At 52.3% G+C, this 21714-nt stretch carries 25 protein-coding genes; 9 read left to right on the top strand and 16 right to left on the bottom strand.

The features are described 5' to 3' along the window. Positions 1 to 147 precede the first annotated feature (147 nt). The 4 genes from asnB (at position 148) to ABD843_RS08330 (ending at position 4148) form a co-directional block, all read left to right on the top strand. The gene (asnB, locus tag ABD843_RS08345; protein WP_345081377.1) at positions 148 to 2085 is read left to right on the top strand and encodes an asparagine synthase (glutamine-hydrolyzing); all 1938 of its coding nucleotides are present in this window, start codon (positions 148 to 150) and stop codon (positions 2083 to 2085) included. 325 nt (positions 2086 to 2410) lie between these two features. Next, positions 2411 to 3085: a hypothetical protein gene (locus ABD843_RS08340; protein WP_345081374.1), complete on the top strand. Its 675-nt coding sequence runs from the start codon at positions 2411 to 2413 to the stop codon at positions 3083 to 3085. 57 nt (positions 3086 to 3142) lie between these two features. After that, the gene (locus ABD843_RS08335; RefSeq protein ID WP_345081371.1) at positions 3143 to 3565 is read left to right on the top strand and encodes a rhodanese-like domain-containing protein; all 423 of its coding nucleotides are present in this window, start codon (positions 3143 to 3145) and stop codon (positions 3563 to 3565) included. Between the two features lie 4 nt (positions 3566 to 3569). Beyond that, on the top strand, positions 3570 to 4148 hold the full coding sequence (locus tag ABD843_RS08330; protein WP_345081369.1) for an MBL fold metallo-hydrolase: 579 nt from the start codon (positions 3570 to 3572) through the stop codon (positions 4146 to 4148). A 14-nt stretch (positions 4149 to 4162) separates the two neighbouring features. On the opposite strand, the gene ABD843_RS08325 is transcribed toward ABD843_RS08330, so the two are convergent. Beyond that, the gene (locus ABD843_RS08325) at positions 4163 to 5614 is read right to left on the bottom strand and encodes an ATP-binding cassette domain-containing protein (RefSeq protein WP_345081366.1); all 1452 of its coding nucleotides are present in this window, start codon (positions 5612 to 5614) and stop codon (positions 4163 to 4165) included. Continuing rightward, positions 5611 to 5751: a P-loop NTPase family protein gene (locus ABD843_RS08320; RefSeq protein WP_345081363.1), complete on the bottom strand. Its 141-nt coding sequence runs from the start codon at positions 5749 to 5751 to the stop codon at positions 5611 to 5613. Before ABD843_RS08320 ends, ABD843_RS08325 begins: the two co-directional genes overlap by 4 nt. A 211-nt stretch (positions 5752 to 5962) precedes the next feature. Here ABD843_RS08320 and ABD843_RS08315 point away from each other — a divergent pair, with 211 nt between their 5' ends. Continuing rightward, positions 5963 to 6673 (top strand): DNA alkylation repair protein, encoded by a 711-nt coding sequence (locus tag ABD843_RS08315; RefSeq protein ID WP_345081360.1) that lies wholly within the window; start codon positions 5963 to 5965, stop codon positions 6671 to 6673. Positions 6674 to 6684: 11 nt separating this feature from the next. On the opposite strand, the gene dinB is transcribed toward ABD843_RS08315, so the two are convergent. Beyond that, a complete protein-coding gene (gene dinB, locus ABD843_RS08310) occupies positions 6685 to 7794 on the bottom strand; it encodes a DNA polymerase IV (protein ID WP_345081357.1) in 1110 nt (369 codons plus the stop codon). A 149-nt stretch (positions 7795 to 7943) separates the two neighbouring features. Continuing rightward, positions 7944 to 8174 carry a hypothetical protein gene (locus ABD843_RS08305; protein ID WP_345081354.1) on the bottom strand — a complete coding sequence of 77 codons (231 nt, stop codon included), beginning with the start codon at positions 8172 to 8174 and terminating at the stop codon, positions 7944 to 7946. 242 nt (positions 8175 to 8416) lie between these two features. On the opposite strand from ABD843_RS08305, the gene ABD843_RS08300 reads away from it, so the two are divergent. The 4 genes from ABD843_RS08300 to ABD843_RS08285 all read left to right on the top strand — a co-directional run bounded on the left by ABD843_RS08300 (position 8417) and on the right by ABD843_RS08285 (position 11660). Further along, positions 8417 to 9283 carry a T9SS-dependent choice-of-anchor J family protein gene (locus tag ABD843_RS08300; protein WP_345081351.1) on the top strand — a complete coding sequence of 289 codons (867 nt, stop codon included), beginning with the start codon at positions 8417 to 8419 and terminating at the stop codon, positions 9281 to 9283. A 113-nt stretch (positions 9284 to 9396) separates the two neighbouring features. Next, a complete protein-coding gene (locus tag ABD843_RS08295; RefSeq protein WP_345081348.1) occupies positions 9397 to 10467 on the top strand; it encodes a serine hydrolase domain-containing protein in 1071 nt (356 codons plus the stop codon). Positions 10468 to 10559: 92 nt separating this feature from the next. After that, a complete protein-coding gene (locus ABD843_RS08290) occupies positions 10560 to 11045 on the top strand; it encodes a DinB family protein (RefSeq protein WP_345081345.1) in 486 nt (161 codons plus the stop codon). Between the two features lie 84 nt (positions 11046 to 11129). After that, on the top strand, positions 11130 to 11660 hold the full coding sequence (locus ABD843_RS08285) for a GNAT family N-acetyltransferase (protein WP_345081342.1): 531 nt from the start codon (positions 11130 to 11132) through the stop codon (positions 11658 to 11660). A 73-nt stretch (positions 11661 to 11733) separates the two neighbouring features. On the opposite strand, the gene ABD843_RS08280 is transcribed toward ABD843_RS08285, so the two are convergent. From ABD843_RS08280 to ABD843_RS08225, 12 genes are all read right to left on the bottom strand, one after another. Continuing rightward, a complete protein-coding gene (locus ABD843_RS08280; RefSeq protein ID WP_345081339.1) occupies positions 11734 to 13122 on the bottom strand; it encodes an NADH-quinone oxidoreductase subunit N in 1389 nt (462 codons plus the stop codon). A gap of 101 nt (positions 13123 to 13223) precedes the next feature. Further along, the gene (locus ABD843_RS08275) at positions 13224 to 14669 is read right to left on the bottom strand and encodes a complex I subunit 4 family protein (protein ID WP_345081336.1); all 1446 of its coding nucleotides are present in this window, start codon (positions 14667 to 14669) and stop codon (positions 13224 to 13226) included. Positions 14670 to 14809: 140 nt separating this feature from the next. Further along, a complete protein-coding gene (gene nuoL / locus ABD843_RS08270; RefSeq protein ID WP_345081333.1) occupies positions 14810 to 16696 on the bottom strand; it encodes an NADH-quinone oxidoreductase subunit L in 1887 nt (628 codons plus the stop codon). Positions 16697 to 16770: 74 nt separating this feature from the next. After that, entirely contained in the window at positions 16771 to 17076 is a 306-nt protein-coding gene (gene nuoK, locus ABD843_RS08265; RefSeq protein WP_345081330.1) for an NADH-quinone oxidoreductase subunit NuoK, read from the bottom strand. 22 nt (positions 17077 to 17098) lie between these two features. Next, the gene (locus tag ABD843_RS08260; protein ID WP_345081327.1) at positions 17099 to 17485 is read right to left on the bottom strand and encodes an endonuclease domain-containing protein; all 387 of its coding nucleotides are present in this window, start codon (positions 17483 to 17485) and stop codon (positions 17099 to 17101) included. A 20-nt stretch (positions 17486 to 17505) separates the two neighbouring features. Then, the gene (locus ABD843_RS08255; protein WP_345081324.1) at positions 17506 to 18033 is read right to left on the bottom strand and encodes an NADH-quinone oxidoreductase subunit J family protein; all 528 of its coding nucleotides are present in this window, start codon (positions 18031 to 18033) and stop codon (positions 17506 to 17508) included. Between the two features lie 2 nt (positions 18034 to 18035). Then, positions 18036 to 18545 (bottom strand): NADH-quinone oxidoreductase subunit NuoI, encoded by a 510-nt coding sequence (gene nuoI, locus ABD843_RS08250; RefSeq protein ID WP_345081321.1) that lies wholly within the window; start codon positions 18543 to 18545, stop codon positions 18036 to 18038. Further along, positions 18529 to 18894: a HepT-like ribonuclease domain-containing protein gene (locus ABD843_RS08245; protein ID WP_345081319.1), complete on the bottom strand. Its 366-nt coding sequence runs from the start codon at positions 18892 to 18894 to the stop codon at positions 18529 to 18531. Before ABD843_RS08245 ends, nuoI begins: the two co-directional genes overlap by 17 nt. 8 nt (positions 18895 to 18902) lie before the next feature. Further along, positions 18903 to 19190 carry a nucleotidyltransferase family protein gene (locus tag ABD843_RS08240; protein WP_345081317.1) on the bottom strand — a complete coding sequence of 96 codons (288 nt, stop codon included), beginning with the start codon at positions 19188 to 19190 and terminating at the stop codon, positions 18903 to 18905. A gap of 19 nt (positions 19191 to 19209) precedes the next feature. Next, complete coding sequence (gene nuoH / locus ABD843_RS08235) at positions 19210 to 20283, bottom strand: NADH-quinone oxidoreductase subunit NuoH (RefSeq protein ID WP_345081314.1); 1074 nt, start codon at positions 20281 to 20283, stop codon at positions 19210 to 19212. 134 nt (positions 20284 to 20417) lie between these two features. Further along, the gene (locus tag ABD843_RS08230) at positions 20418 to 20615 is read right to left on the bottom strand and encodes a hypothetical protein (RefSeq protein WP_345081311.1); all 198 of its coding nucleotides are present in this window, start codon (positions 20613 to 20615) and stop codon (positions 20418 to 20420) included. Beyond that, a complete protein-coding gene (locus tag ABD843_RS08225) occupies positions 20615 to 21709 on the bottom strand; it encodes an NADH-quinone oxidoreductase subunit G (RefSeq protein ID WP_345081309.1) in 1095 nt (364 codons plus the stop codon). Before ABD843_RS08225 ends, ABD843_RS08230 begins: the two co-directional genes overlap by 1 nt. Positions 21710 to 21714: the final 5 nt, after the last annotated feature.

Here is a 21714-nt window from a genome sequence, read left to right as displayed (position 1 = left end):
TCTGTCTGACCGCCAAGGTAAGAAAAATGATGGCAAGTGTATAGGGGTGTAACTCTTCCGCTCCCTCATGGCATTATCGCATTTTTCACATTCTCACATTCATTCCCTCGGGCCTTTGTAGTATCTTTGCGACCATTTTTATCATATATGTGCGGCATTTTATCCATAGTAGGTCTACACAACAAGGCCGTTGGTTCAGACCTTATCAAAGCCGCCCATATCATTCGTCACCGCGGCCCCGATGATGAGGGCTACCTCACATGGTCTCCCAGCGAGGAGCCCTCCGTTTGGGCCGGCGATGATACCGCACCTTCTACCCGCGCTCATTTAAAGTACAGCGACCTGTCACCCTCACAGCCCTTCAGGGTGGGTATGGGGCACCGCCGCCTGTCCATACTCGATCTTTCGCCCGCAGGGCACCAGCCCATGCTGCACCGGCCTGGCGGCCTGGCGCTCTCCTTCAATGGCGAGATATACAACTACCTGGAGATAAAGGCACAACTGGAAGGCCTGGGACATACCTTCCGCAGCACATCGGACACCGAGGTGATACTGCATGCCTGGCAGGAGTGGGGCCCCAAATGTATAAACGAGTTCAACGGCATGTTCGCCTTTGTGCTGCTCGACTACCGCAGGAACGAGTTATATGCTGTACGCGACCGTTTCGGGGTAAAGCCGTTGTTCTACTACAAGGGTGCCAATGCCCTCTATCTCGCCTCAGAGATAAAGCAGATACGCACCTCGCCCGATCATAGTTTTAGCCTCAACGAAGGCCTCGTGCGCCAGTTCCTGGCCACGGGTGCTGCAGAGCATACTACGGCTACCATGCACAATGGCATCATGCACCTGCCGGGTGGCCACTACCTGCGCATGGATCTCAATGCCTCCGGCAATGCTTTTGAGATAGTGCGCTGGTACACCCTGCAGCCAAAGAAATGGCAAGGCAGCTATGACGATGCCGCAGAGCACTTGAAAGCGCTGCTTACCGATGCTGTGCGCCTGCGCCTGCGCTCCGATGTAAAGGTGGGCTCTGCCCTCTCCGGCGGCCTCGACTCTTCCAGCATCGTCTGCATCATGGCGCAACTGCTGGAGGCCGGTGGCGACCACTCGGGGCAGGAGACCGTAACTGCCTGTTTCGAGAATGCCCGCTTCGATGAATGGAAGTTCGCACAAGAGGTCATCAAACAGACCAATGCCCGCCCGCACCGTGTGTTCCCCTCCTTTGCAGACCTGCAAAGGGATATGGACCGCTTCCTCTGGCACCAGGACGAGCCCGTAGGCAGCACATCCATATACAGCCAGTGGTCGGTGTTCCGCACCAGTCATGAGGCAGGGCTGAAGGTGATGATAGACGGACAGGGTGCCGACGAGCAACTGGCCGGCTATGGGGGCAATGATATAGCCCTCTACACCGGCCTGTTGCGCAAGCTGCGCCTGCTGGCACTGATGGACGAGGCCCGTGCCTACAAAAAAGAAAAAGGCGCCTGGCCTGTAGGCTTCCTTATGGGTGCTGCCAGGCTGGTAATGGGTCGGTCTGTGGCCATGCCTACCGTCAATTGGCTCAATGGATCCGAGCCGGCCAGCATACATGCACAGCCTGCACACAGCCTGCAGGACAACCTGCTGCGACAGGTATATGGCGAGCCGCTGCCGGCACTGCTGCGCTACGAAGACCGCAACTCTATGGCATGGAGCGTAGAGTCGCGCACGCCTTTTATGGACTATCGCCTGCTCGAGTTCACCCTGGGCCTGCCCGAAGAGTATGTGTACCGCCAGGGCGAAAGAAAGACCATACTGCGCCGGGCCATGCGCGGCATACTGCCACAGGCCATAGAGCAGCGCAAAGACAAGATGGGCTTCGTAACCCCCGAAGAGATATGGCTGAAGGAAGAAGGCAAAGAGTGGTTCCGCAATGGCATACATGCCACACTCGATCTCTTCCCTGCGCTCTTCGACAGGCAGAAGACCCTGCAACTCTTCGATGATGTGCTCACCGGCCGGCGCCCGTTCGATTTCACCATATGGCGCATACTTGTCCTAGGCCGCTGGTACGATAATGTAGTGAACAGGAACTACCATCCCTAAGCAGACATAGCACCACTGCCATCCATTCCGCGCTGAATGTAACATCACTCGTCCTCGTCTGTGACGAGAATGCCACGGCAGTGCGTTTGCAACGCACATCATATCCCGTTTGGCGTAGGTTCAAAGTTTCAGGCGGGTCTCCTTACCTAAGCTTGTGCGCTAGCAGGGACCCGCCGCCTCGCGCACAAAATGTATAGAAGGGGTCGGTGCATAACGAACAGCAACCGCCGGACCTAGGTATGATGCATCACTATGCTGCATTCACAGTAACTGTTGCGATATACAACAGCAACAAGTACATTTATACCTATATACCACCAATGATATGAAAAATATACTCACTCTTGGCCTGTTTATGGCCACTACTTTCTATTGCCATGCCAAAGACGATGCACCCGGCCTGCGGCGGTCGTTGACGCCCTACTATAATGGTGGCGGCGGTAGTCGCGTACATTTCTTCTGGGGCATGGAGTTCGGTATGGGCAGGGGCCATTCCAACATCAAAGATTCTATAGTAAAGGGCGGCGGCTTCATGTTCAGGGCCGAGATAGGCACCAAAATAGAACTGCCCGCAAAGTACGATACCAGGATCGGCCTGCTGTCCATATCAGTAGGCGGCTTTGGCGCTAAAATGGCCAAGCGCCAGATGGGTTTTGCTTCTGTACCGCTTTCCTACACCAGCCTGGGTATGGGCCCCGATGGCCAGAGCCGGGGTTTTTACTGGCAGGCAGGTGTCAATGTCAACTACCTTACCAGCGTAGATGGCGCCAAGAAAAAAGCACTCGATGCCGCCTACAATCGTGTGCTTGTAGATCCCTGTGTAGGCATAGGGCTCAATGCCCCCTTCCGCCTGGTAGCGGGTCGCGGTGGGCCCGAGGTAGGTAGTGGCAGGGTACAGGTGGGCCTCTCTTTCTCTTATGGGGTAATGAATGTAATGAAGAACGATGCATCTCTGCACTACTACACGCTCGGTATCAGGTATCAGTACATCTTCATGTAGCATCGTACCTTTAGGTGGTCTTATGCATGATCTTGCAATGGCTGTAAATGTACGTTCATGAAACATCTTATACTGGCGCTGCTGCTGCCTGTTACATTCTTCTTTACCGCATCTTGCCAGGGCATAGGTGGCAATAATGAGCGCATCGTGAACGGCGTGAAGTGTATGGTACACAATGTATCGCCCGACGAATTCGAGAAGAAACTGGCAACGCCCGGGGTGCAACTGCTGGATGTACGAACGCCCGAAGAATATGCCGAAGGCCATCTTGTGAACTCGCGCAACCTGGACCACACAGGTGGTGTGCTGGAACAGAACGCCCATACGCTGGACAAGAACCGCCCTGTGCTGGTATACTGCCGCAGTGGCAAGCGTAGCGCCGCTGCCGCCACATACCTGCAGCAGCAGGGCTTCAAAGAGGTATACAACATGAAGGGCGGTATACAGCAATGGCAAAGCGCCGGCAAGCCTGTAGAATAAGCCCATGATACAGGTGATATCAATAACGATAAATGCTGTGAACCTGTATCTGCTGGATACCGGGGCATGCCGTTTTCTTATAGATACCGGTTTTCCCGGCTCTATGCCTGCACTGGGAAGGGCGCTGAGACAGTATGGCCTGAAAGTGCGCAATATCGACTACGTTATGGTCACTCATTTTCATATAGATCATGCGGGCTCGTTACAGGAACTGAAAGACGAGGGCGTACGCGCTATGGTGGTAGATGTGCAACAGCCATTCATAGCGCCTATGGAGCATATGGCCGCAGGCAAATGGCCCTACAGGCCACTGCGGTGCGATGACAACATGCTGATATCTGCCACCGATGCCCGCAACTTTCTTGCAGGTATCGGTATAATGGGAAACATCATACCTGTAAGCGTACATTCCGAAGACAGCGTATGCATGCTGCTGGACATGGGGGCAGTGTTCACGGGAGACCTGCCTGCGCCTGCCCTTGCCACTGCTTACGGTACCGCTGCCGAAGCGACATGGCATATGCTGAAAGAAATGGGCGCGAACACAGTATACCCGGGTCATGGGCAGGCCTATATACTGTAGGGCTTCAGTAGGTTCTACTCCAGCAGTATCTCTCTTTCCACCCCTAGCTGCTGCAGGAACCACGCATCGTGCGATACCACTATCAGCGTGCCACGGTAGGCGCTTATGGCCGCAGTGAGTATATCCACGTTCTGCATGTCCAGGTTGTTGGTAGGTTCGTCCAGTATCATCATGTCGGGCGCCTGCTCTGCTACCGACAGGCAGCATAGTACCAGCCGCATGCGCTCACCGCCGCTCAGGGCGGCACATGGTTTGCCCCACTCATCATATCCAAAGAGGAACCTGCCCAGCCATATACCTATCTCGTGCTCTTGCAGCGCCATCCTGTTGTATGTGCGCACCTGCTCGAAAACGGACAGCCCATCATTCAGCAGCGATGTGTCCTGATCTATATATGCTGTTGTGTGTTCGGCCCGTGTCACGGCCCCCTTCATTGGCGCCAGCTCGCCTAGCATCATTTTTATCAGGCTGGTCTTTCCTGTGCCATTATCACCCTTTAGGGATATCCGTTCGCCGCTTGTCACTACTATGTCCAGGTCCTTCTTCCACAACGGCTTGCCGGTATAGCTATGGTTCATGCCCTGCGCAGAGAACAGCACCTTACCCTTGTGCAGTGCAGCGTTCGCAAAGGCCATTTTCATCTTGTCCAGCTCCGGCAACGCTGCCCGTAACTGTCTTAGGTCATTGGCTATACCTCCTATCTTTTCTGCATGTACATCCCGCAGTTTCGATGTGCTCTTTTCGGCGTTGTTCCTCAGTGTGTTCAGCATTATTGTAGGCGTGCCTGCTTTTTCCTGTTTCTTGCGGCCGCGTGCATCCAGCTTCTGCTGTCTTTCTGCGGTCTCACGTTCCTTTTCGCGGGCCTTTCTCAGCTCTTTCTCTTTGCTCTTTATATCATCGCCCAGGGCGGAGAGGGCTATCTCTTTCTGCGTGCGGTAAAAGGCATATCCGCCGCCATAGGTGGTTATGCCGTTCCTGCCCAGTTCGCATATGGTGGGTAGCAGTTCCAGCAGTTGCCGGTCGTGGCTCACTACTATCATGGTGGCGTTCAGGTCGCGCACCATGGCATACAGTATCTGCCTGCTGCCGGTGTCCATATGGTTGCTCGGCTCGTCCAGCAGTATCAGCCGTGGCCGGTGTATGTATATACCTGCCAGCAGTACTTTCATCTTCTGTCCCCCGCTTAGTGTGCCCATATTCCTGCCTGGGCCCACATCGTGCAGTTGCCACTGTGCCAGTGCTTCATGGCATCTTTCTTCTATGTTCCAATCATCGTTCAGCGTCGCCAGGTGGGTATCGTTCATATCGCCGCCCAGTATCTTTTGCAGCGCATGTAGCTTGTCGGCTACATGCAGCGCCTGTGCTACCGTCATATGATCGAACGAGCCCGATACCTGCGGTACATAGTATGGCTGTGCCTGCACGGCCAGCCGCCCTGTTGCTGGGCGTAGTTGCCCCGCTATCATTTGCAGCAGGGTCGATTCCCCGTACCATTATTACCGGTAAGCGCTACCTTCTGGCCCATGGCCAGTGAAAGGTCTATATCGCCGAACAGGGTATCCCCATTGGCATGTGTATATGAGATGTTCTGTAGAACAAGCATGATCTTTTTCTTTTCTGTAGGAAGGAATGATGCCTGCGCTGCATAGCGCCAGCATGTTTACTCTGTACCGTGAAAAAGATCGCTATTACATTTTTATCAGGATATGATATTGCTTGCGTTGCAAAGGTAGGCATATAGCCGTAAAGAAGCGTACCTTGTAACTAGTGATGCCATCTCATTAATTTTGTATGTACAAAAAACACACCGTACTATGACAGCAGAAAGCATACTGGAACAGCTAAGTACAATGGGCGAAGCATCTTATAAGAATGTGATGCTGAAGCATGGCGTGAAAGAACCCTTCTATGGCGTGAAGATAGAAGAGATGAAAAAGATAGCGAAGCAGGTAAAGAACGGCCACGATATAGCGCTGAAGCTGTATGATTCCGGCATATACGATGCTATGTACCTGGCGGGCCTGATGGCCGAACCACAGAAGATGACCAGACCACAACTGCAAAAGTGGGCGCAGAAAGCCAATGCCCCCATACTGCGCGAATATACTGCGCCATGGGTGGCCGCCGAAAGCCCTTATGGGCTGGAAAAGGCGCTGGAATGGATAGCATCGGGCAATGAGCACCTCTCTACCACGGGCTGGGCCACACTGTCCAGCGTGGTCACCATTACGCAAGACAAGGACCTGGACATGCAATTGCTGAAAGACCTGCTGAAGAAAGTGGCCGCAACCATACACGCCAGCGGCAACCGCGAAAAGCTGGCCATGAACGGCTTTGTGATGGCCGTAGGCATACATGTAAAGGAGCTGAACGAGCTGGCAAAACAGACCGCCAGGGAGATAGGCAAGGTAAAGGCCGATATGGGCGATACCGCCTGCAAGATACCCGTAGCGCTGGAGTATATAGAAAAGGCCGAGGGTAAGAATGCTATAGGTAAAAAGAAAAGGTCGGCAAGGTGCCTGTAGTGGGTCGCGTCTTATTCATCAAATAGGCTTAGCTGCCCGTTGTTCTTCCGCCGGTTCTGCGCCGGCATGGGTTCTTTGAAGTTCGAGACCGTTATGCCCAGCAGCCGTATACGCACATCTTGTAGATCTGTTGTGCGCAGCAGTTGTTTTGCGGTCTCGGCTATATCCTGTACAGTATTCGTAGGTAGGGCATAAGACCTGCCGCGCGTTATCAGCTTAAAGTCGCTGTACTTTATCTTCAGTGTTATGGTCTTGCCTTTTAGCATATTGCGTTGCAGGCGGTCGGCCACTGTGGTGGCTATCTTGTCCAGCTCCGCATCTAGCTCTTCGGCCTTTGTCAGGTCGTAGGCAAATGTGTCCTCTGCTCCTACCGACTTATGTTCCCTGTCGGGCTGCACCGCTCTGTCATCTATGCCGCGCACTATCTTGTAGTAGAAGTGTCCTGTCTTGCCAAAGTGCTCTACCAGCTCTTCCTCTGTCAGTTGTTTCAGGTCGGCGCCTGTATGCAGGCCCATACTCTTCATGCGGTCGGCGGTCACCCGCCCTACGCCAAAGAATTTCTCTACCGGCAACTGCTCCATAAATGCTTCTATCTTGTCCGGCCCTATGAATGCCAGCCCATCAGGCTTGTTCAGGTCCGATGCTATCTTGGCCACGAATTTGTTCACCGATACTCCTGCCGATGCCGTCAATTGCAGCTCTGCGCGTATGGCCTCTTTTATCTGGCGGGCTATGGCTATCGCCGATCCTATCTGTTGTTTGTCCTCCGTCACATCCAGGTAGGCCTCGTCCAGCGATAGGGGTTCTATCAGGTCGGTATACCTGCGAAATATCTCGCGTATCCTCCCCGATACCTCTTTGTACACTGCGAACCGCGGCCGTACGAACAGCACATGAGGGCATAGCTGCAATGCCCTGTGCGATGGCATTGCCGACCGTATACCGAACTTTCGCGCCTCGTAGCTGGCCGCCGCCACTACGCCACCCCGTCCCTGCGGCGATCCGCCCACTACCAGCGGCCGTCCCCAGTACTCGGAGTTGTCGCGCTGCTCTACCGATGCGTAAAAAGCATCCATGTCTATATGGATGATCTTTCGCTGTCGTGTAGCCTCGTTAGCCATGTTATGCTAAGGTACGCACATGCATACCGCAGCCGCATGTGCAGAAACAAATTGTGGATATCACAAAAACAGATACAAGCGACCGTAAACTATGTTGCGGTCACTTGTATCATCCACAAAGAACCGTTTCCGGTCTTTTGTTCTCTTTGTTACAGGCGGCAGGTAGTGCCTCCGGGCAGGGATGCATTGGCCTGATCCTGGTAGTTCTGGCAGGAAAGCCGTGCGTCGGCATAGCCAGAGTTATTGATGCTGTGTGTTTTTTCGGTCGATGTCGTACCTATTACAGTGGTACAGGTACAGGTATAATCTTTTCTGCAAGATGTGACCGTTGCGGCGAGCGCAGTGAGCGCGAATGCCATAATGATGCGCGTGGTTTTCATAACGAGTTGTTTTAAAGGGTGAACTGTATCATTGGCTTTCTATTACAAAGGTATACTGCCCGGTCGCGCCTGGCATTACACAACTCTTCCGGAATATTATAACAATCACACATTCACTACGGTATGCCGTTTATATGGCCATTGCCAAGGAATACCCACTATTGTCAGGAAATAGGCCATGTACAGCAAACGTGGCATCGCTTGTGCGCGTCACCTGTGTGAACTAAAACCTATGAACAGGTATGAAAAAGTTATTGCTACTTCTTTGCTGCGCTATCGGCGCACCCCTCCTTTCCCCGGCGCAAACGCCGCTGCCCTATTACACAGGCTTCAATAACGCCACAGAGCGTGCAGGCTGGGCTCAGTTCGCCAAAGGCAACATGACCTCCGAGACCTGGAACTACGGCCCCTGGTCCTCACTATCCAGCTCGCCCTATCTGCTTGTCTCGCCCAATGCCGAGTTCAACAGCTCTGCCATGACCGATACCATAGACCAGTGGATGGTCTCTCCGCCCTTCTACTTCACATCGGGCGGCCATATCGATTCTATGTCTATAGCCGTGTTCGGAGCCACAGGTACAGCGCAGCCTACCGACTCTATAGTGGTATACCTGCTCAAGGGTTCGCAGAACCCCTCGCTGGCCACATCGCGTACCCGCCTGGCCAACCTCACTACCATGGCAAAGGGTTTCGGTCTGTCAATGAGGGACACCGGCAATTTCGTCATACCGCCTACATCCGGTTCTTCTTACATAGCCTTCAGGTACTATGGCATATACGATTGGTTCCAGGTATACATCGATAGTGTGTACATCAGTGCCAATGCACCTACAGGTATCACAGAGTTGCCTGCCGATGCCGGTATCTTCTCTCTGTACCCCAACCCCGCTGCCGGTGCTGTATCGCTTCAGTTCGCCGCCGGCATGTCCGGTAGCGCCACGGTAGATATTGTGAATATGCTGGGCCAGGTAGCGCTCTCACAAAAGATAGAAGATATATCCCGCACTGCAACTATTGATATAGCGCATTTGCCCGCCGGCATATACCATGCCTGCATCACTACTGCCGGGCGGCAGGTAGCTTTCCGCAGATCGTTGATAGTACACTAGTGTGGTCCATCAGGTAAGCCTTATCGGTAAAGGGGTCGCGGTCTGCGGCTCCTTTTCTTTTTGTTCAGCAGTATCTATCTGTTACTTTTAGGCCGTCTTTTCGTTCTCACCATATGTACCGCCTGCTGTTCTCCTGTTCTCTGTTCCTGTCCTCTTTCGCTGCCTCAGCACAGGCCACCCGCTTTGCCGATAGCATACAGAAGGCGTTCCACATACCGGCCCTTGCCTATGCCGTCGTATCGGCCGATAGTGTGTATGAGTTGCATGTGGCCGGCGTACGAAAGCTGGGCACACGCCAGTATGCCACACCTGCCGATCGTTTCCGTATAGGCTCCAACACCAAGGCTGTTACGGGTCTTATAGCTGCCATATTGGTAAAGGATGGAAAGATAAAATGGGATACCCGTTTCTTCGACCTCTTCCCCGAAATGAGACCAAAAGCAAGGAAAGAATATCACCATCTCACCCTTCTCGATCTGCTTACTTTTCGCACAAAGCTTTTCAGGTATACCTATACCGATACAGAGCCCGCCAAAGACCGTTTCGAGGGCAGCGAGGCCCGGCAGCGCTACCAGTTCACACAATGGTTCTTCATGCACGAGCCGCAGCCTACCACAGATAGTATCAACTTCTCTAACCTCGGCTACATAGCCGCAGGTCTCATGCTTGAAAAAGCAACTGGCCGCAGTTACGAGCAACTGGCAGGAGACCTGGGCGAGCGTATAGGCATGCCTGTAGCATACGGCAGGCCCAATGCCCGCGATAGCAATGCCACCTGTGGCCACGATGCATCGCTGCGCCCCGAGGTCACCGGGAATAACGACCATAAGCTCAGCTGGCTGCTGGCAGCAGGCAATATCAATTGTACCCTTCCGGCATATGTGAAGTTCATTCAGGAGCACCTTCGGGGTATGCAGGGGCGCTCACATCTCCTTTCGCGCAGCGAGTTCGATATGCTGCTGTTCGGCCGTTCGCGCTTTGCTGTTGGCTGGTTCCATACCACCGATACTGCCGGTCGCCACTATGCATACAACATCGGCAATCCCGGTACTTTTCTTTCCAAGGTATATGTGTTCCCCGGTTCCGATAGGGCTTTCATCATACTTACCAATGCCCAGACCGCAGATGCCGATGAAGGAACAGACCTGCTCTATACCGGGCTATGCCGAATATACCTGCACTGACCCATCCTGTGCCATAACGAGTGCTTATACCCATATCAGTGCGCTTGTGTATGTGCGCTGTACTTTCACCATGCAAAAAACACGCGACCAATATGGAACAACAACAAGTACTCATAAAGATAGTGCTGGACAACTGGTACGGCACCGTGGCCCGCACCAACAAACTGCTGGGCGAACTGACCGATGCCGAGATAGAGGGCGAAGTATCTGCAGACCGCAACAGTGGTAAATACCTGCTGGGCCACCTGGCCGCCGTACACGATCGTATGATGCCCCTGCTGGGCTTTGGCGAGCAGGCATATGCGCACTACAACGATGTGTTCCTTACCAGCCCCGACAGGTCGGGCAAGGAGATGCCATCGGTGGCAGAGCTGCGCGCAAGCTGGAACGACGCGAATGCCAAACTGGATGCCCATTTCAAGACCCTCTCCGCTGCAGACTGGTTCCAACGGCATACATCCGTATCGGAAGAGGATTTTGCCAAAGAACCCCATCGCAACAAGCTGGGCGTGGTGGTGAGCCGCACCAACCACCTTGCCGGACACCTAGGCCAAATGGTATTTCTGAAGAAGAAATAATTGCTGTATAAATAACCAGGAGACGGGCCGCTATCATGCGGCCCGTTCTTGTTTTGGTCGCCTGTTTTGTGCTACCTTGTACCAATGTACCTCTTTACCTCGGCCCGGCTTGGTTTTCGTACCTGGCAGCATAGTGATATAGCCACTATGGCCGCCATCAATGCCGATCCTGCGGTCATGGAGTTCTTCCCATCCATACAGGACCACGAGCAGACCAAGGCCTTCATCAGCCGAATGCAGCAGCTTTTCGAGGAAAAGGGATATTGCTACTTCGCCGTAGATACCCTGCACAATGGTAGCCTCATAGGTTTCATAGGCATAGCGTATCAGACCTACGAAGCACCCTTCACACCATATACCGATATAGGTTGGCGGCTGTGTAAAGAAGCGTGGGGAAACGGCTATGCCACCGAGGGCGCAAAAGCATGTATGGAATATGCCTTCGGCAAATGCGGGCTCGCAAAGCTATATGCCATAGCGCCCATCATCAATGTGCGCTCCATCCGCATCATGCAAAAGCTGGGAATGAAAGAAGTGATGCACTTTGCGCACCCGCTATTGCAGCACGATGCCCGTCTGCGCGAATGTGTACTATACGAGGTAGAAAAACCTTAGGTACAAAAATGTGATATAGTGTGTTCAGAGCCCATCTCCTCCCATTGGGGAGGCTGAAGCACAAGGGCCTTACTTATATCTTGTCCAGGAACAGCTGAGGTACTATACCCAGCAGTATCACTACTATGCTGGTCACTATCAGCATCAGGCGGTCGCCACCGGTCACGGAGCCGGTCATTTCGGGTGTGCCCGTTTTGAAGTACATGGCTATTATCACCCTGAAGTAGTAGTATACGCTTATGGCAGCCATCAGCAGCGCGAATATCACCAGCCACATCAGTTGACCCTGCTGCACTACGGCCAGTAGCACATAGTACTTGGCCATAAAGCCACCCGTCAGCGGTATACCCGCCAGCGAGAACAGGAATATAGTAGCTGTGAATGCCAGCAGCGGGTCTTTCTTTGCCAGCCCGTTAAAGCCGTCATAGGTGTAGTCCCTCAGTTTCACCATTACGGCAAAGAGGCCTATGGTGGCCACACTGTATGCAGCGGCATATACCAGTATGCCCTGTGCAGCATAGCTGTTCACCGCCAGTACCGCGAACAACATAAAGCCCGCCTGCGCTATAGATGAATACGCCAGCATACGTTTCACACTCTGCTGGAAGACGGCTGTCACATTGCCTATCAGCAGGGTAGCAGCGGTAATGATGGCCAGTATGGTGGTCCAGTGGGCGCTTAGTGTGCTGAACGATGACTGGAACAGGCGCAGGAAGGCAAAGAACGCGCCTGCCTTTACTACCGTGGCCATATAGGCGGTAAAAGGCGTAGGTGCTCCATCGTACACATCGGGTGTCCACATATGCATGGGCGCTGCCGATACCTTGAAGGAGAACGCTATCATGATGAACATGATACCTGCCAGTGCCAGCGGGTTCAGGCCATCGCTATTCAGCATGGCCGCTATGTTCATGATGTCGAAGCTGCGTGCAGCGCCATACAGCAGGGTTATACCCATCAGCATGATGCCGGTAGAGAAAGCGCCCATCAGGAAGTACTTCAGCGAGGCTTCACTGCTCTTCAGGTTGCGTTTGTCCGATCCCGCCAGTATGTACTGCGGTATAGACAGTATCTCTATGCCCAGGAACATCATCAGCAGGTTGTTATATGTACTCAGCAGGTACAGGCCGCATAGTATAAAGAATATGAGTGCGAAATACTCTGCCACATAAGCGCCCACCTTCTGTATCTCGCGGCCCATCAGCAGCACATACAGCAGCGAGCAGCCCGTCATCAGGGTGTTGAACCATACCGGGTAGTGGTCTATGCGCAGCATATTGTTGAACACCAGGTTCTTGCCCAGGTCTGTGGTAGATGTACCGGCAAGGTCCCATATGTTGACACCTACCAGCGCGGCCATCAGCAGCGCGGCTATGGTAGCGATGGCCTTCTTGTTGTTCACCGCTATACCGGAGAACATCATGATGATACCGCAAATGGTCGTAGCAATGATCGCTTTCATATTCCCTTTCCGCCGTAGCGGGGTCTTTTTTTGTTGTCCGTGGCGCCGTGGCGCTTCCGGGTATATTGTTTACAAAATATTCTTTTCTCGGGCCCGGTCCGTTATGGTGTGGGCGCTATCATACTTGCGGTCAGGTCCAGCAGTGGTTTGGGGTACACGCCCAGGTACAATATCACAGTTATGATGATGGCAATGCCTGCATATTCGTTCACGCTCAGGTCTTTGCTGCCGCCTGTTATTTCCACCGCATTGCCATAGGCCGCGCGCTGCACCATGTTCAGCGTATATACCGCGCCCAGTATCACGCCCAGGCCAGCCACTACCATCACTGCTATGCGGGGTACGCTGCCATCGCCATAGAACAGGCCGTTGAACAGCATGAACTCTCCTACGAAGCCATTGGTCAGCGGCAGCGCTATATTGGCGAAAGCTATTATCACCAGTGCTATGGTCATGCGGGGCGCTGTTATGGCCATACCGCCCAGTTTGGTCATGTCGCGGGTACCCCAGCGGTCCTCTATCATGCTCACTATCAGCCACATGCCGGTTATGTTTATACCGTGGTTGAACATCTGCACCATTATACCATGCATACCCACACTGCTGTAGTTGAAGGCAACGGCGCACATCAGGCCCATATGCGCTATGGACGAGTAGGCTATCAGTCGCTTTATGTCTGTCTGCACTATGGCCAGGCACGATGCATATACTATACCTATCACCGACAGTATCACTACCGTATTGCCCCAGTATGCCACGCCATAGGGCAGCATAGGCAGCAACCAGCGCAGCACTGCAAAAAGGCCCATCTTCACCATCAGCGCGCTTAGTATCACCGTCACCGGTGTGGGCGACTGCTCATAAGTATCGGGCTGCCAGGTATGGAACGGGAAAATGGGCATCTTGATGGCGAACGCAATGAACACCAGCCAGAAGAGCCACTGCTGTGTGGCAGGTGGCAGCGATGAGCCGGCCTTTACTATATCGGCCCACGAATAGCTGCTCATGCCGGGGTTCTGCAGGGATATATATATAAGTGCCGACAGCAGCATAAGGCTGCCCACGAACGTGTACACGAAGAACTTGAAAGTAACGGGTATGCGCTTTTCGCCGCCCCAGCGCGAGCAAAGGAAATACACAGGTATCAGCGCCAGCTCCCAGAAGATGTAGAATACGAACGCATCCAGCGCCAGGAACACACCCATCAGGCCCGCCTGCGACAGCAGCATGAAGCCATAGAAAGCTCCCGGGTCCTTTACCTCCTTATTGGCATTGGCCAGGAACACCACCAGTGTCACTATACCCGTCAGCAGGCACAGCATACTGCTCATGCCATCGCCCATCAGGCTGAACTGCGAGCCTAGCATAGGGAGCCAGTCGTGCTGGTAGGCTATCACATCGGTATAGTTGGCGCCGCTCACATAGGCCGCAACCCCCAGCGTGATCATAGAACTGATGATGGCGAGCGTTTTTGCCCCATCGCCCTTGATGGCGAAGGACAGGATACCCGTCAGCAGCGGAACGAGAATAAGTAATAAAAGGATCATACTATCTATAATATTTTAACCTCCAACCCCCTAAAGGGGGCTTCCTCTTGAGGAGGAGCCTATTTTTTACTTTCAAACTTTCCCTTACCCCTTTGGCCATTTCCCGTCTCACGGGAAAGCCCCTTTAGGGGTTTGGGGTTCTATTTTACCCAAAAGAAACTTATAGTGAACAATATCACAATGCCCAGTACCATCACGAATATGTAAGAGCCCACATGGCCCGACTGCAGCAGGCGCAGCCTGTCGCCGCCCCAGCGCACGGTCTTGCCCACGCCATTCACTATGCCGTCTATACCACGCCTTTCGGCCCATGTGTCCATCAGCTTCGAAAGCGCTGCCAGCGGGCGCACTATAGTAGCGTCATATAGCTCATCTATATACCACTTGTTCTCCAGTACCTTGGCAAGGCCTGTGTTCTCTTTGAATTCCACATTGCGGGTGGTAGAGTAGGCCACGCCTATCATTATCACAGATACGGCTACAGACAATCCCATCAATCCCCACTCGGTACCGTGCGATAGATGATGTACGCCGAAGTTCTTCACTACAGGTGCCAGGAATGATGCGAACGCATTGTGATGGCTCATTACCGATGGCAGGCCTACATAGCCACCTACTATCGATAGCAGTGCCAGCACCACCAGTGGTATGGTCATGGCCGCAGGGCTCTCGTGCAGGTGATGGTGCTGCTCCTCTGTACCGCGGAACTTGCCACCAAAGGTGTAGAAATACAGGCGGAACATGTAGAAGGCCGTCATCATGGCTGCCATTACGGCAAATATGTACAGTACGGCGCTGTGCCCGAAAACATTGGCCAGTATCTCATCCTTAGAGAAAAAGCCCGACAGGCCGGGTATACCCGATATGGCCAGGCAGCCTATCAGGAAGGTGGCCCTGGTCACGGGCATATGCTTGCCCAGGCCGCCCATCTTGCGTATGTCCTGTTCGCCGCCCATAGCATGTATCACACTGCCCGAACCCAGGAACAGAAGGGCTTTGAAGAAGGCATGCGTCATAACGTGGAATACGGCCGTAGTATATGCGCCCACGCCCAGCGCCAGGAACATGAAACCCAGTTGGCTCACGGTAGAGTAGGCCAGCACTTTTTTGATGTCATACTGGCAAATGGCTATGGTGGCCGCCACTATGGCCGTGGCCAGCCCTATGAAGGCCACTACATGCAGCACGCCCGGGGTGAGGCTATACAGTACACCACTGCGGGCTATCATGTATATACCCGCCGTCACCATGGTAGCGGCATGTATCAGTGCCGATACCGGTGTAGGACCGGCCATCGCATCGGGCAGCCAGGTATACAGGGGTATCTGCGCACTCTTGCCGGTAGCGCCTATGAAGAAGCAGAGCGCTATCCAGTTATACACCGATGGCGATACCGATACACCACTGTTCATCATTCCGAAAAGCTCTTTGTAAGACAGGGTGCCGAAGTGGAACAGCACCAGCAGCATACCCACCAGGAAGCCAAGATCGCCTATACGGTTCATCACAAAGGCCTTTTTGGCAGCATTGGTATAGTCGCGGTTCTTGAACCAGAAGCCTATGAGCAGGTAAGAGCAGAGGCCCACACCTTCCCAGCCTATGAACATGATCACATAGTTGGCGCCCAGTACCAGCAGCAGCATCGAGAACACAAAGAGGTTCAGGTAGGCGAAATATTTCACCATGCCCTCATCCTCGTGCATATAAGAGGTAGAATAAACGTGTATCAGGAAACCCACACCCGTTATAATGAGCAGGAAAAGCGACGAGAGCGCATCTACCTGGAAGGCAAAGGGTACATGCAGCGTGCCCGAGCTGATGAAATCGAACAGGCGCACGATAACAGGGCCATGGAAGCCGGCGCTCCTCACCTCGAAGAATATACCGAGGGAAACGATGAATGATGCCAGTATGGCCAGTGAGCCTATGGCGCCGCCAAGCGACTTAGGCATACTTTTCCAGAAGAGACCATTGATAAGGAATCCTATCAACGGAAATAACGGTACCAGGTAAACGATATGAGACATATGACCCAAAATTTTCGCCGTAGCGAAACTTTACATGTTAATTAATTTATACACACCACCCCATAGGGTAGCGATCAGTGTTTCAATCTGTTCAGTATATTGATATCCACCGAGTGTACCTTACGGTACATCATCACTATCACTGCAAGTCCCACGGCCACCTCGGCAGCGGCCACCACCATTATAAAGAATACAAAAAGCTGTGCGTTCGTATCTACATACATTTTAGAGAATGCCACCAGCAGCAGGTTCACCGCGTTCAGCATCAGCTCTATGCACATGAATATGATAATGGCATTGCGCCGCATCAGCGCGCCCATTATGCCTATCGAGAATAGCAACAGGCTCAGAAAGATGTAATGTGTCGAATTTACCGGCATACCCCAACCCCTAAAGGGGCTTTTATATCGCCTTCGGCGATCTGTTGTTAATAATATGGTTTTCTATTTTGTCTATGACCGTTTCTAGTCGTTTTTCTACTTCTTCATTCCGGAAGCGTATCATTTTTACGCCTAAAGAATTTATAATGTCTTGTCTTACTTTATCTTTCTCCGCCATCTCGGGATCTTCATGTACGCTTCCATCAACTTCTATTACCAATTTCAACGCGTGACAGTAAAAGTCAGCAATATATATTCCTAATGGGTGTTGTCTTCTAAACTTATATCCTAATGGTCTTTGTTTTAAATAGCCCCACAAAACTAGTTCTGCATTTGTAAGGTCGTTTCTTAATTTTCTAGCGTTATCAAATATCAAATTTGTCGCGCCGTAGAACATTTTCTTTTCCATCTCGCAACGGCCTTTGCTCGTTAAGAGTTCACCTCCCCTTTAGGGGCGGGGGTGTCTTCTTTCTTACCTATCACCACGGCGCCTATCATCGCACTCAGGAAGAGGACACTGCTTATCTCGAACGGCAGCACATATTCCTTGAACAGCACCTTGCCCAGGTTGTCTATAAGCCCTATATCTATAGGTTGCTTGTCTATGTTCACCGGCGATGCCGTATGTATGGCCGCCAGCAATACCAGGAACAGTGCCCCGCCCGATATGATGCCCGCCAGTTGCACCAGGTGCCCTTTTTGCGGCTCCACATCGGCATTCAGGTTCATCAGCATTATCACGAAGAGGAACAGCACCATTATGGCGCCCGCATATACTATCAGGTTCACTATACCCAGAAACTGGGCATTGAGCAGGAAGTAATGCCCCGATACGGCAAAAAAAGTAGCTATAAGGAACAGTACACTGTTCACCGGGTTACGACTGAGTATCACCCCTAGTGCGCACCCTACGGCCATCGCTGATATCAGCCAGAATAAAAGGTCGTGGATACTCATTTCTATTTAGCGTCTTTTTTATGTGGATGAGGTATAAGGAGGTCTTCTTTTTTATATATAAAGCCCGCACGGTCGTAATTGGATGGCATTACTGTCTCCGACAGGTAAACGGCATCTTTGGGGCAGGCTTCTTCGCAGTAGCCGCAGAATATGCAGCGCAGCATATTTATCTCGTACTTGGCGGCATATTTCTCTTCGCGGTACAGCTTCTCCTCTCCGGGTTTGCGCTCTGCTGCCTCCATGGTTATGGCCTCTGCAGGGCATGCCAGTGCGCACAGGCCGCATGCGGTGCAGCGCTCGGCACCGTTCTCATCACGGTTCAGCACATGCAGCCCACGGAATACCGGGCTGAACGGACGCTTCACCTCGGGGTAGCTCACTGTTGCCTTCTTCTTGAATATGTGGCTCAGCGTAGTGCCCAGTCCTTTGGCTATAGCAGGCAGGTAGGCCCGCTCCGCAAAGGTCATCGGACTGCGGTCTATCTGTACTGCTCTGTTAGTTAGTTTCTGCATCTCTTTCTTTTTCAAGAATGTCTAATATGTTCTCCAATTTCACTTTCAATGAAGGCAAGATCGTATTGATGGTGTCCCATACTCTATTCCAGTCGGTGAATTCATACGCATGAGCGAAAAAATTCCGGGCTGCTTTCATCAACTGCCATTGCACTTCACTGAACCTCTCCTTATTCTCCTGTGATACCTTCCCTCCGTTCTCTCCTATTACCACAAGCTGCATCAGGCAGGCATCGCACATCATTCTGTTCCTTAAGAACTTGTCTTCATCTGCATCGCCAATGAACACAAATATTTGGTCTATAGCTTCTATTATCCGTTCTACATAAATGGCATCATCTCGTTTCAAACTGCTTATCATTTAGAGAACAGCAATATCTTATCTCTGTCTATATATTTTTTCAACCTGGGGTATATGTGTTCCTCTTCCACCATGTCCACCTTATTCAAAAATCTGCTTTCCAGGTCCACGAGGTATTGCGCCAGCCCAAAATAGTTTATCCGGGTATTTTCTGCCAGCGAGAACAATATGTCTATATCGCTCTTCTCATTCGCCTCTCCTCTTGCGTAAGACCCGAACAAATATACCCTTCTTACCGGCTTATCTTTGAAATAGTCGGTAACGGTATCTTTTATTTGTTGCACGGTCAGCATTCTTCGGTCTCTAGCTTTTGAACACCCACAATATCAGTGCACCAGTTATCACCATATTTGCCAGTGCCAGGGGTATCAGCGACCGCCATCCCAGTTTCATCAGCTGGTCGTACCTGAAACGGGGCAGCGTCCAGCGAATGAACATGAAGAACAGTATCATGCCTATCACCTTGGTTATAAGTACCAGCATACATATGATGCTGAACATTAGCGGGCCTGCATGTGCAGCCACCTGGTCCATGAAGGGGAAGTTATAGCCTCCAAAGTACAGGGTGATTATTATAGCCGAGCTCACGAACAGGTTTATATACTCTGCGAACAGGTAAAAGCCCAGCTTCATCGACGAATATTCCTGGTGGTAGCCCATGTTCAGTTCGCTCTCGCACTCCGGCAGATCGAAGGGCGCACGGTTCAGCTCTGCAAAAGCGCAGGTCAGAAATATGACGAAACCAACGGGCTGCTTGAAGAAGTTCCAGGTAAAATAACCATGTTCCCAGAAGCCATGCTGCTGTGCTACTATATCGCGCAGGCTCAGCGAGCCCGTCATCATCAGCAGGGCTATCAGGCTGATGCCCATGGCCAGCTCGTAAGATATGGCCTGAGATGCAGCGCGTATGCTACTCAGCAGCGAGAATTTATTGTTCGATGCCCAGCCGCCCAGCATCACGCCATATACACCCAGACTCACTACGCCGAACACGAAAAGGATACCTATGTTTATATCGGCCACCTGGAAGGCTATAGTATGACCGCTGGCCGTAGTATAGTCGGGCGCCCAGGGCACTACAGCGCTGGTCATAAGGGCGGTAAGCATGGCCAGGCATGGTCCCAGTATGAATATGAAACGCGTAGAGCGGTCGGGTATGATCTCCTCTTTGAAGAACAGCTTCAGACCATCGGCCAGTGGCAGCAACAGTCCCATCGGACCCGCACGGTTGGGGCCTATACGGTCCTGCATAATGGCAGCCACCTTGCGCTCACCCCATGTTGCATACATGGCTATACCCAGCGATACACCCAGTATCGCCGATATAAGGATGAGCTTTTCTATTATCAACGCCGCATCTATCTGTAATAGCATCATACTGCGCAAAAGTAATTTTAGTTAGTTAAAAAATGTAGTCAGTTTAGCCTTATCGATCCTATTTCCTTTTTCAATATTGGCACAAATATGCTTGCCGATTCCCAAATGATCTTTATGTGCTTCGAACCCTTACACTATCTGGAAGCGTCCCTTTCATATATTATCTGCTTATCGGTATCTATAAAAGGTTTTATGGTCCACCAGCACATCCACATCGCTATCTCATCGGCCTCGACCCGCGCATACGACCCGAACAGCCAAACCCTCTTCACCGGCTTCTGTGCAAAGTAGTCAGTTATTACCTTTTTGATATGTTCGATGGTCAGTATCACTACTTATTAGCCTTGAAATCATCCGAGTGTGCCGGGCCTTCTATCTTCGACAGTTCTATCTCGGGCCGGTTCACATCACTTATATTATGTATGTCCAGGGTATATTTGGGTTGTTTGCCTATCACTTTGTCTATCAGTACCGGCGATGCTGTGGTACCCACGTTGCCCTGGTAGTGGCCCTGCGCTATCACGCTGCTGCGCGATACTTTCGTTGGGCCCTCTATCACCCAGTCCTTTGTCGACTTCCTTTCAAACCGGCACTCATTGCATATCCAGTCCTCTACCTCGCCCCACTGGTCCTTTCGGGCCGTCACGCGGAACACCTCTTCGCCCCTCAGCCACAGTCGGGCCTTGCCGCTGCACTTGGTGCAAGAGCAGTATGCATCTACCGGCTTTGTGAACCATACGCGGTTCTTGAAGCGGAAGGTCTTGTCCGTGAGAGCGCCCACGGGGCATACATCTATCACATTGCCTATGAAGTCGTTATCCAGCGCCTTGCCCAGCAGGGTACTTATCTGCGCGTGGTCGCCACGCTCCAGTATACCGTGCTCGCGCCTTTCGGTCAGCTGGTCGGCAGTGTATACGCAACGGAAACACATGATACAGCGGTTCATGTGTAGCGATATGTATGGGCCTATATCTTCTTTCTCAAATGTGCGGCGCTTGAACTCGTAGCGCGTATTCTCTGCACCATGCTCATAGCTCAGGTCCTGCAGGTCGCACTCGCCGGCCTGGTCGCATACGGGGCAGTCCAGCGGGTGGTTCAGCAGCAGGAACTCCACCACACCCTTACGCGCATCAAGCACCTTGGGCGATGTGATGTTCCGTACCTCCATACCGTCCATCACCGTGGTACGGCAGCTGGCCACCAGCTTCGGCATGGGGCGCGGGTCCTTCTCCGATCCCTTGCTTACCTCTACCAGGCAGGTGCGGCACTTACCGCCGCTGTTCTTCAGCTTGCTGTAGTAGCACATGGCGGGTGGTGTCACATCGCCGCCTATCATACGCGCCGCATTCAGTATGGTAGTACCCGCAGGCACTTCTATACTTATGTTATCTATCGTTACTTTGAAATTCGGTGTCTGCTCTGACATATATG

Source organism: Nemorincola caseinilytica, from assembly GCF_039540515.1.
Lineage (GTDB): Bacteria > Bacteroidota > Bacteroidia > Chitinophagales > Chitinophagaceae > Nemorincola > Nemorincola caseinilytica.
The sequence above is the reverse complement of the archived record's forward strand: the minus strand, read 5'-3'. Positions and strand labels throughout refer to the sequence as shown.

Bases quoted from the DNA above. Each gene is read 5' to 3' on its own strand.
- asnB (WP_345081377.1), top strand. From the start codon at position 148: ATGTGCGGCATTTTATCCATAGTAGGTCTACACAACAAGGCCGTTGGT.
- ABD843_RS08340 (WP_345081374.1), top strand. From the start codon at position 2,411: ATGAAAAATATACTCACTCTTGGCCTGTTTATGGCCACTACTTTCTAT.
- ABD843_RS08335 (WP_345081371.1), top strand. From the start codon at position 3,143: ATGAAACATCTTATACTGGCGCTGCTGCTGCCTGTTACATTCTTCTTT.
- ABD843_RS08330 (WP_345081369.1), top strand. From the start codon at position 3,570: ATGATACAGGTGATATCAATAACGATAAATGCTGTGAACCTGTATCTG.
- ABD843_RS08325 (WP_345081366.1), bottom strand. From the start codon at position 5,614: ATGATAGCGGGGCAACTACGCCCAGCAACAGGGCGGCTGGCCGTGCAG.
- ABD843_RS08320 (WP_345081363.1), bottom strand. From the start codon at position 5,751: ATGCTTGTTCTACAGAACATCTCATATACACATGCCAATGGGGATACC.
- ABD843_RS08315 (WP_345081360.1), top strand. From the start codon at position 5,963: ATGACAGCAGAAAGCATACTGGAACAGCTAAGTACAATGGGCGAAGCA.
- dinB (WP_345081357.1), bottom strand. From the start codon at position 7,794: ATGGCTAACGAGGCTACACGACAGCGAAAGATCATCCATATAGACATG.
- ABD843_RS08305 (WP_345081354.1), bottom strand. From the start codon at position 8,174: ATGAAAACCACGCGCATCATTATGGCATTCGCGCTCACTGCGCTCGCC.
- ABD843_RS08300 (WP_345081351.1), top strand. From the start codon at position 8,417: ATGAAAAAGTTATTGCTACTTCTTTGCTGCGCTATCGGCGCACCCCTC.
- ABD843_RS08295 (WP_345081348.1), top strand. From the start codon at position 9,397: ATGTACCGCCTGCTGTTCTCCTGTTCTCTGTTCCTGTCCTCTTTCGCT.
- ABD843_RS08290 (WP_345081345.1), top strand. From the start codon at position 10,560: ATGGAACAACAACAAGTACTCATAAAGATAGTGCTGGACAACTGGTAC.
- ABD843_RS08285 (WP_345081342.1), top strand. From the start codon at position 11,130: ATGTACCTCTTTACCTCGGCCCGGCTTGGTTTTCGTACCTGGCAGCAT.
- ABD843_RS08280 (WP_345081339.1), bottom strand. From the start codon at position 13,122: ATGAAAGCGATCATTGCTACGACCATTTGCGGTATCATCATGATGTTC.
- ABD843_RS08275 (WP_345081336.1), bottom strand. From the start codon at position 14,669: ATGATCCTTTTATTACTTATTCTCGTTCCGCTGCTGACGGGTATCCTG.
- nuoL (WP_345081333.1), bottom strand. From the start codon at position 16,696: ATGTCTCATATCGTTTACCTGGTACCGTTATTTCCGTTGATAGGATTC.
- nuoK (WP_345081330.1), bottom strand. From the start codon at position 17,076: ATGCCGGTAAATTCGACACATTACATCTTTCTGAGCCTGTTGCTATTC.
- ABD843_RS08260 (WP_345081327.1), bottom strand. From the start codon at position 17,485: ATGGAAAAGAAAATGTTCTACGGCGCGACAAATTTGATATTTGATAAC.
- ABD843_RS08255 (WP_345081324.1), bottom strand. From the start codon at position 18,033: ATGAGTATCCACGACCTTTTATTCTGGCTGATATCAGCGATGGCCGTA.
- nuoI (WP_345081321.1), bottom strand. From the start codon at position 18,545: ATGCAGAAACTAACTAACAGAGCAGTACAGATAGACCGCAGTCCGATG.
- nuoH (WP_345081314.1), bottom strand. From the start codon at position 20,283: ATGATGCTATTACAGATAGATGCGGCGTTGATAATAGAAAAGCTCATC.
- ABD843_RS08225 (WP_345081309.1), bottom strand. From the start codon at position 21,709: ATGTCAGAGCAGACACCGAATTTCAAAGTAACGATAGATAACATAAGT.